Annotated in this window: 7 protein-coding genes and 2 pseudogenes; 2 read left to right on the top strand and 7 right to left on the bottom strand. The window is 58.7% G+C overall.

All coding sequences use genetic code 11. The features are described from left to right. The 3 genes from LB568_RS32445 to LB568_RS32435 form a co-directional block, all read right to left on the bottom strand. The coding region (locus LB568_RS32445; RefSeq protein ID WP_246676731.1) for a 3-hydroxyacyl-CoA dehydrogenase NAD-binding domain-containing protein at positions 1–173 on the bottom strand (173 nt) is incomplete at its 3' end. Between the two features lie 84 nt (positions 174–257). Next, complete coding sequence (locus LB568_RS32440; protein WP_181170840.1) at positions 258–968, bottom strand: hypothetical protein; 711 nt, start codon at positions 966–968, stop codon at positions 258–260. A 44-nt stretch (positions 969–1012) separates the two neighbouring features. Beyond that, entirely contained in the window at positions 1013–1897 is an 885-nt protein-coding gene (locus tag LB568_RS32435) for a 3-keto-5-aminohexanoate cleavage protein (RefSeq protein WP_064994923.1), read from the bottom strand. Between the two features lie 834 nt (positions 1898–2731). Between LB568_RS32435 and LB568_RS32430 the strand changes: the two genes are divergently transcribed. Continuing rightward, entirely contained in the window at positions 2732–2929 is a 198-nt protein-coding gene (locus tag LB568_RS32430) for a hypothetical protein (protein WP_064994942.1), read from the top strand. After that, positions 2919–4409: a recombinase family protein gene (locus tag LB568_RS32425; RefSeq protein ID WP_224656313.1), complete on the top strand. Its 1491-nt coding sequence runs from the start codon at positions 2919–2921 to the stop codon at positions 4407–4409. Before LB568_RS32430 ends, LB568_RS32425 begins: the two co-directional genes overlap by 11 nt. On the opposite strand, the pseudogene LB568_RS32420 reads toward LB568_RS32425, so the two are convergent. From LB568_RS32420 to LB568_RS32405, 4 genes and pseudogenes are all read right to left on the bottom strand, one after another. After that, positions 4345–5027: pseudogene (locus LB568_RS32420) on the bottom strand (transposase); the annotation flags it as partial. The gene LB568_RS32425 and the pseudogene LB568_RS32420 overlap by 65 nt on opposite strands. Positions 5028–5069: 42 nt before the next feature. Continuing rightward, positions 5070–5472 (bottom strand): annotated as a pseudogene (locus tag LB568_RS32415) (IS3 family transposase); the annotation flags it as partial. Between the two features lie 708 nt (positions 5473–6180). After that, positions 6181–7176 carry a succinylglutamate desuccinylase/aspartoacylase family protein gene (locus LB568_RS32410; protein ID WP_064994928.1) on the bottom strand — a complete coding sequence of 332 codons (996 nt, stop codon included), beginning with the start codon at positions 7174–7176 and terminating at the stop codon, positions 6181–6183. Positions 7177–7323: 147 nt separating this feature from the next. After that, on the bottom strand, positions 7324–8037 hold the full coding sequence (locus tag LB568_RS32405) for a hypothetical protein (protein ID WP_064994929.1): 714 nt from the start codon (positions 8035–8037) through the stop codon (positions 7324–7326). Between the last annotated feature and the right edge of the window lie 286 nt (positions 8038–8323).

The raw sequence follows: 8323 nt of genomic DNA, 5'->3' as shown, positions 1-8323 counted from the left end.
ACAGTTGGCATTTGAAGCTCTCGCAATTGCGGCTCGTAGCGGTCGAGGGCGGCCAATAGACGATCCTGCCAACCCGGTGCCGGGTCCCATGCGGTCACCTCATGCGTGCCAGTAATGAACAATGCCACCCAGCTCGCGCCTATGGTTCCTGTGCCAATGCATGCGACGCGCATAGTTTACCTCATATCAATGGATCTGGAGAGTGACTTCTCAGGTGGGCTGCGAGAAAACCCGAAGAACCTGAAGCGATGACAACATTAGGCGCCAAGGGCCTCAAGCGTCATCCGGCATATGGTTGTGATGTCGTAGATAGGCAGCCCTGTCATACGACGGATTGCCGGCGTTATCGGCGGGAATCCAGTGCACGTGAACAGTAACGCAGCGATCTCCGGATGTGCGCCGCGGAGCCGGGCGACGCAAGCTGCCACATCATTCTCAATGTCGGCGATATCGGTCGGTTGCGGCGGACGCATGGACGCGTTTTCCAAAATCTTACCGCCTTCAATGCCGCCGATGACGATCCGATCCCGGTCGGCCTGATCACTGAGCCCAAGCAAATCATCTCGAAACACTCGTGAATCAGCTGTGACGACAGCGAGTTTGGCTTTGGGGGGCAGTTGGCGGAGCAGCGTCGGCACTAGGAGCAGACTGGACATTACGACCGGGACGCTTACAGCCGCAGCCACCGCCGCCTGATGCCGGACAGCAGAGCCGCAGTCCGAGGTGATTACGACCGCGCCCCGCTCTACGAGCCTCCGAGCTGCTGTCACAAAAGCCGGCTGGAGCGCAGGTTCGCCCAGCATGACAACATCCGCCCAAGCTCCTTCGACGGTTTCTGATATGACGGGAAAGTCGAAAGTAGCTGAACTAAACAGCGAGCCGGACGGCGGCGCCGGCGGCGTCACGCCGGGTGGCAAGGCAGGTTCCAAACCCAGAATTCCAAGGCAGCTCTCGATTTGCGACGTCATTCTGGCCTCCATCATCGTTCGCTGCATGGGATACCCCAGTGCGGTCATCCGCGCTTTTTGACGCCGAGAATTGACCGTGCTTCGGCAGGCGTGGCGACGCTGGCGCCCATGCGCTCAATGATCCCAACCGCATTGTCTACGAGCTCGGCATTGGATGCCAGCAGCCCTCGTCGGAGATAGATGTTATCTTCCAAACCCACCCGAACGTGCCCACCCATTGGCACCAACTGTCCAACCATCGGCATTTCATCTGCCCCGCAGCCAAATCCGCCCCAGACTGCCCCAAAAGGGAGAATCTCACGCATCGCCTGCACAGCGCTCGGCACAGCGGGAGCGCCATAACCTGTGCCGAGGCAAAATTGGAAAAGGGGCGGGCTGCCAATTATGTTTTCGGAGATGAGTTTCTTAGCGACTTCGATGTGGCCTAAATCGAAGCATTCGAGCTCGGGCTTGACACCAGCCTCGCGCATGAGTGCCGCCATCTGTCGCAGATCGGACATACGCGCAACAAAAATCCGCTCACCAAAAGCCATCGTTCCGCAATCTAGGGTGCTAAGCTCTGGCTGAAGTTTGACGGCATGGGAGCAGCGTCCAATTGCGTCCTTAAGTGTGCTAGTTTTCCTTATTTTTAAAGGATTCAAAGAATCAAGTTCAAGTTCACCATCCATTCCACAGGTTAAGTTGATGATGACGTCCGTCGCCGCGTCCCTAAGCTTCTTAACAACCTGTTCATAGAGCTCAATTCGGTTTGATGGGGCTCCCGTGTCAGGCTCACGGACGTGAATGTGCACAATCGCAGCCCCAGCCTTTGCAGCTTCCAGTGCAGCTTCCGCGATTTGCGATGGCGTTTTGGGGATATTTGGATGCTTCGCAAGAACCGCGCCCCCCCCTCCGGTGACCGCACAGGTGACAATGACTTTCCGGGACATCAGAAATCCTATTTCGGTATCTCTTAATTGTTTAGTCTGGCGCCAACACACTCGATGGTGCTACCGAGTGGTCACACAAGGGAAGGATAGGCATGGCGGCCGATCATTAAATCTGGCGTATTCTTCACGTGCGTCACGTATTGGTCAAATATTGATTGTCGCCGCCGATCATCTGGATGCGAGATGACTGTGCGCGGACGCTGGTCGGAGATCTAAAGCGCGTCGCGTTTGAACGAAATCAGGCGACGTCAGGTTGCCCCCGATGAGCCCTCGTTCATAGCTGGACTCTTCTCCTTGTTGAGCTGCTCCCCGTCTTTGGATCGCCCAGGCTGGAACTTCCGGGCTGATTTGATCCGATACCATTCTTTGGACCGCCGGAAGGTGGAGTTTTCCGGCTGTTTCACGATGGCGGGCTGACGGCGCCATCGGGATTGAGCAACGAGATCGGAACCTTGTGCCCGATTGCGCCATGGGGGCGCACCTCGTTGAACAACTCAGCGACGCAACACCCACGGGACCGGCCCGGAGCGCGAGCTTCTCTACGATGGCATCCTTGGGTGGGTAGCCAAGTCCATATTCACGAAGTGATCGATCGGAATGACGCAGCAGTCTTCTGCTGTAGCGTTTTCGGCCAAGCCTCGGATCGGTGGTTGGAGGTCCCGGCTTGGATGTTCGATCGGATCCTCAGTAAGAGTTGGCGCATCACGACTGCTCCGCACGTCGACCTTGCCGCGCTGGGCACCCTGGCGAAGCTGCTCCTCGACACCGGAGCCCCATCGCAATCGCCGGAGATGGGCGCAGCATTGGGCTCTCACGCGAATCGGGGAGATGTCCATGCCGCGCCAGCCCACGACATACCAGTTCGATCTGTTCTTGAAGCCGAACGACGCCAACACGGGGCAGACGCCGCAATGGCAGGCGCTGCCGGCCGCGACGCGCCGATCAGTGACGAAGCTGACGGTCAGCCTGATCCTCGGGCACGTCGACGGCGAGGGTGCCGTACAACGGGAGTGCGCGGATCATGATGCATGAGAAGATTGGGCCGCAGCATCTGGAGCGTAAAGCGATCCTGTATGTGCGGCAGTCGTCAGCCCATCAGGTCCTGCACAATCGTGAGAGCAGCATGCTTCAGTATGCGATGCGCGATCGCCTGACGGCGCTTGGCTGGTCTCGCGTAGAGACGATCGACGACGATCTCGGCCGTTCTGCCGCCGGCGGCGTCGCGCGTGCCGGCTTCGACCGGATGGTCGCCGAGGCCTGCCTCGGCAAGGTCGGTGCGGTTGCGGCGCGAGAAGTGTCTCGGTTTGCCCGTAACAGCCGCGACTGGCAGCAGCTCATCGAGATGTGCCGCGTCGTCGACACCGTGCTGGTCGACCAGGAGACGGTTTATGCGCCGCGGCAAGGCAACGATCGGCTGCTATTGGGGCTGAAGGGGAGCCTCAACGAGTATGAGCTCGATCTTCTGCGCCAGCGTTCCCTTTCCGCACGCTACGAGAAGGCCCGGCGCGGTGAACTCGTCGTGGCAGCTCCTGTCGGCTTCGCGAAGGTCGGCGATCGTCTTGAGAAGGATCCTGATCGGCGTGTGCAGGAATCCATTACCCTGGTGTTCGACAAGGTTGCTGAGCTCGGCAGCGCCCGTCAGGCCTTGATGTGGTTCCTCGAGCATGGGTTGGATTTGCCCGCCAAACGCAACAACGGCGATGTGGTCTGGCGCAGGCCGAACTATGCGACCATCCACCGCATGATCGACAACCCGATCTACGGCGGCGCCTACGCCTATGGTAAAACTCGTGTCGCGCCGGGATTTGGCCGATCCGCCGTTCGAGCAGGTATCCGACGCAGGACGCGCGAGGAATGGCTGGCGCTGATCCCACACAGCCATGAAGGCTATGTCAGTTGGGAAAGGGCAGAGGCGATCCGCAAGATGGTGAGCGACAACGGGGCGCCCAAGCATGGCGACGCTCTGCTTGCCGCGCTTGTCCGCTGCCGGCGCTGCGGCCGCAAGCCCACGCTGCGGTACACGGGCACCAAGCACAACATTCCGCGCTATTCCTGCTGGCGGGGTCTGCTCGACAATGGTGAGCCGCAATGCATCGCCTTTGGGGGACTGCGCGTCGATGATGCGATTGAGGAAGCGCTCCTGCGTGTCGTGGAGCCGGGAGCGATTGCTGCCGCTGCCGGAGCTGAGGCGCAAGCTGCCGATCGTCGTGACCAGGTCCGGGACGCCCTCAGTCGGGATCTTGAGCTGCCCGCTACGCCGCCGACCGGGCCTTCCGGCAATATGACGCGGCCGATCCCGAGAACCGGCTGGTCGCGGCGGAACTGGAAGCGCGTTGGAACCAGGCACTCATCCGTGTCGGTGAGATCGAGAGCAAGATCACCGCGCATGATGCCGCGACGGCCCGATATAGTCGGCATCGCGACGATCAGCCAGCGGCCGGTGACACTCATATCGGAGCCGCCAGCAGCTTGGGCAAGCGGACCAAATTGTAGGCCGCCAAGTTCAAGGTGAAGGCCGCGCCCACACGGGCGCATCCCATGCCGGCCGAGGCTTTGATCCAGCCGAACACCTCCTCGATCCGCTTGCGGCAGCGCTGGCTGGCATCATAGCCCGGATGGCGCTTCGTGCGGTCATCGATCGCCGTCACTTGAGGCTTGCCGGTTTTGCTCAGATGGCCGACGGCGATATGCGGCGTGACCTTGCGCTCGCGCAGGCCCTTGATGAACTGGCGCACGTCATAGGCGCCTTGTCGGCGCCCAGTGTGATGCGCCGCCGCAACGGTCTGCGATACAACATGGCGAGAGCGGCATCACGCTCGCCTGTGCCCCTGGCCTGGGTAATGCCACCATCGACCGCAAGCCCATGACGGTTCTCCATCAGCGCATGCCCCATATAACAGAGCCTCGCCGGCTGCCCGTCGCCCTTCTTGTAGAGCCGCGCCTGCGGGTCGCTCGTGCTCTGGTGTGTGTCGTTGGAGCGCTTCTCCTTATGAAAGCCGCGCTCAGCGTTGCGCCCCGCTCCATCCGGGCCGTTGTCGTCCCCGTCCTTGCGGCGGAAGCTCTTGATCGAAGCCCAGGCCTCGATCAGCGTCCCGTCCACCGAGAAGTGATCCGACGACAAAAGCCGCCGCGCCAGCACTTCTTCAACAGCCTGCTAAAGCGCTGACCACGTCTCGGCCCGACAGCTGAACCGGGGATCGAGCACAGGCACGTAGCGGAGAACGTATCGACGACCGTCAGCACGCGGATCTTCTTGCCCGTAGCGAGCTGATCGTGGACGAAGTCCATCGCCAGACCTCGTTCGGGCCCCTCTTGGCGGCCGTCCCGGAGCTTCGCGCTTCGGTGTTTTGTTCCTGAGCTGCAAGCCCAGATCCTTGTAAATGCGGTAGGTCGGCTTCATGTTGATGTCCCACCCTTCCCGCATGAGCTCACGTGGACACGTCGGTAGCCATAGCGAACGCGTGTCGCGCAAATGTCCTTGAGCCGAGCCTCGATGCCGGTCTGATCGCGGCGGCGGGACTTGTAGTGATAGGTCGACGTGTCGAACTTCAGAACCGGCAGGCCCGCCGGATCGTCTGGCGCCGGCCGAGCAAGACTTATCGGCCGCGATTGGCTGGCTGATTTCCTCGTTTCTAATTGATTTATGTAGATTTTTGCTTTCGTCACGGAGGTCTTTCCGGTATGCAATTTGGGTGTAGGAACAAGCTCCCTCAACCGCTGATTCCTAATTCCCTCGCCCGGATCGCCTTTCTGAAGGCGACCGTTTCGGCCCGTGACGCCACCATCGGTATTGATAGTCAATGGTCTTTTGCTTCGAACTTGTAATGACGGGCGCCTTAAGTGCCCGACGCACTCGATCAGAGGCGAATCTTCGATATCGCGTCGTTTGATGACCCATGGTGGCCTTTGCAATATGCTTGGCAGGAATGATTCCGGCGGCATTATAGGCACTGCGGAAGCGTGAATCGACGCCGAGCCCGGCAAGTTGCGTCTTGGCGGCGCCATGGCGCTCTTCGTCATCAATAGATCCAACCCTTTATCTTTTGAGCCCTTAGCGTTCGCAAAACGGCCTATCCAGCGTAGTCCAGAGCCTGTTATCAGCGATCGATCTGTAGATGCACGTCGGCTGGCCCCTCCGACCTTACAGCCGGCAGTGGTTAAAATTCTCGTGAGGTTGCCGGACGAGGTCTCATCTCCAACGAGCCCTCCTATAGGTTGCCCGGTTCCAAGGCTCCCTCGCAAGTATTCTCGGCTGATTTTTCATCGATGTGCAGCACTGAGGCTCAGGGTTTGAGCGGCCTCGCAAGGATCGCTATCATTTGATTGACGTCGACATGGATTCCAGACTTTACAGCGCAGACGACAGACGTAGTGGGAGCGCGAATATCGATCGCATCAGCCGACAGTGACTCCACGGGATAAACGACCCCTAAGAGATCTCCTTGCTTCACTTCATCCAGCACGGAGCAGCGAGGTTCGAAGATGCCGCGGGCCGGCGATTTCAGCTCGTCAGACAAGAGCGTTTCAAGTGTCCTGCTGGCTTTCCGTTGACGGAAAGTCGGACACTCGGCCTTTCCCTCTACGAGTCCGAGCGCGATTAGGGCGTTGCGTAGCCCGCTTTCATAGATCCCCAGCGCTTCGGAGCTGACCGTGCCGCCGCCGAATTCAGTACAAATGAATACCTTGCCTTTGCTATGCGCCCAAGTGTCGAACATTCCATTTGTGTCGGGGTGTTCCCAGAGCAATGTCACGGGTAATTTGAATGCCTCTGCCAATTGAAGCGTCTTGGCCATGAGATCCACATCACCAATGGGATGCGTGACGACTGCTGGTGGAAAATCCCATGTCGGCCCGAAACTGTGCAAATCGAATACCGTGTCGGCCATTGGCAACAACAGGCGCGAAACCGCATCGGCAATGCGTTCAGTTATCGATCCGACGGCGCGGCCGGGAAACACTCGATTAAGATTCAAGCCATCGATTGGCGAGTTTTGGCTCCATGCCTGCACCGCCGGCAGATTAAGCATCGGTACGATGATGACGCTTCCACAGGTTTGCGCTTTGGGCAGCCAGTCAACAAGCCGTCGTGCCAGGATTGGCCCTTGCAATTCGTTGCCGTGATTTCCGCCAGTGACAAGGAGGCGCGGTCCCTCCCCTTTATTGAGGCAGAAGACCGGAAGCGAAATAGCTTCGCAGTCGTTGCCTTTGGGGACAACAAGATGTCCCGTGGACATGCCAGGCGCGTCGAGATCAAACGTCAGGTATGGTGTTTCGCTCATTGTCAGCCGACCTTATGCACCCAAATAGCGAACGCTAGGGGTTCACTCTCGCTGCGTCAAATACAGTTTTTATATTGTAGGGATCTAACCGCACGATGGACTTACTCTTTCGCCCGAATCGTCCAGGCAACGCTTTGCGAAGACAGGTTAGTCTGAGCAAACGGCCGCAAGCGATAGCCGGCATAGGTTCGTAATGTCATAGGTGGGTAGCCCCGTATGGCGGCGGAGTGCGTTCGTGACATAAGGGAACCCCGTGCATTCCATCAGCAGCATTGCGATTTCAGGATGCTCAGCACGAAGATGCGTGACGCAGGCGGTAACTTCCTTCTCAATCTGATCGACTTCGGTTCGGATTGCAGGACGCATCAAAGCGTTGCGGAGAAATTCGCCGCCTTCGACGCCGCCGATGACCACCCTCGCCCGATCTCTCGGATTATCGAGCCTAAGCAGGTCTTCCCCGAAATGTCTTGAATCAGCGGTCACCACGGCAAGCTTGTGAGGATGCGCCAGCTGTCGCAGCAAGGTTGGAACCAAGAGCAGGCTAGACATCACAACGGGAACATTGACGGCAGCGGCGACCGCCTCTTGATGTCGGATGAAAAAACCACAGTCAGAGGAAATCACGGCTGCCCCTCGTTCGACCAAGCGTGTGGCGGCTGCCACGCACGCGCCTTCGAGCGACGGGTAACCACGAATGACCATATCCGGCCATGCTCCCTCCACGAGCTCCGTCACGATTGGGTGATCAAAGGTCGTTGGGCTCAGTAAGCCGCCGGGCCGCGGATCTAGCGAAGAACTCTCGGCTTGCACGCCTTCATCAAGCTCAAGAATTCCAAGTGCACGTCGGTTTTGAAACATCATGGTTGAAGCACCAAAGAATGAACTCAAGGGTTCGCTTCCAAGCTGGCGAAGTTCCTTACGTTCTGTTGTACTTTGAGCGGCATTGTGGCCGTTCCGTTAAACTTCTTCTTCTCGCTTCGCGGGTACCCCGCGGCTCTTCAGTCGTTCTCCAATCGCTACCTCTGATATTGATCCTTTCGGCTTGATCAAAGAATTTCTGTCGGCTACCAGCTTGCCACTCTCCGTTGGCCCAGATCATGGCTTTGCGGATTCGCTAGCCACTTAACAGAGCAACCGGACGTGCTGA

The organism is Mesorhizobium sp. B263B2A (assembly GCF_020165775.1).
GTDB classification, from domain to species: Bacteria; Pseudomonadota; Alphaproteobacteria; order Rhizobiales; family Rhizobiaceae; genus Mesorhizobium; species Mesorhizobium opportunistum.
The sequence above is the reverse complement of the archived record's forward strand: the minus strand, read 5'-3'. Positions and strand labels throughout refer to the sequence as shown.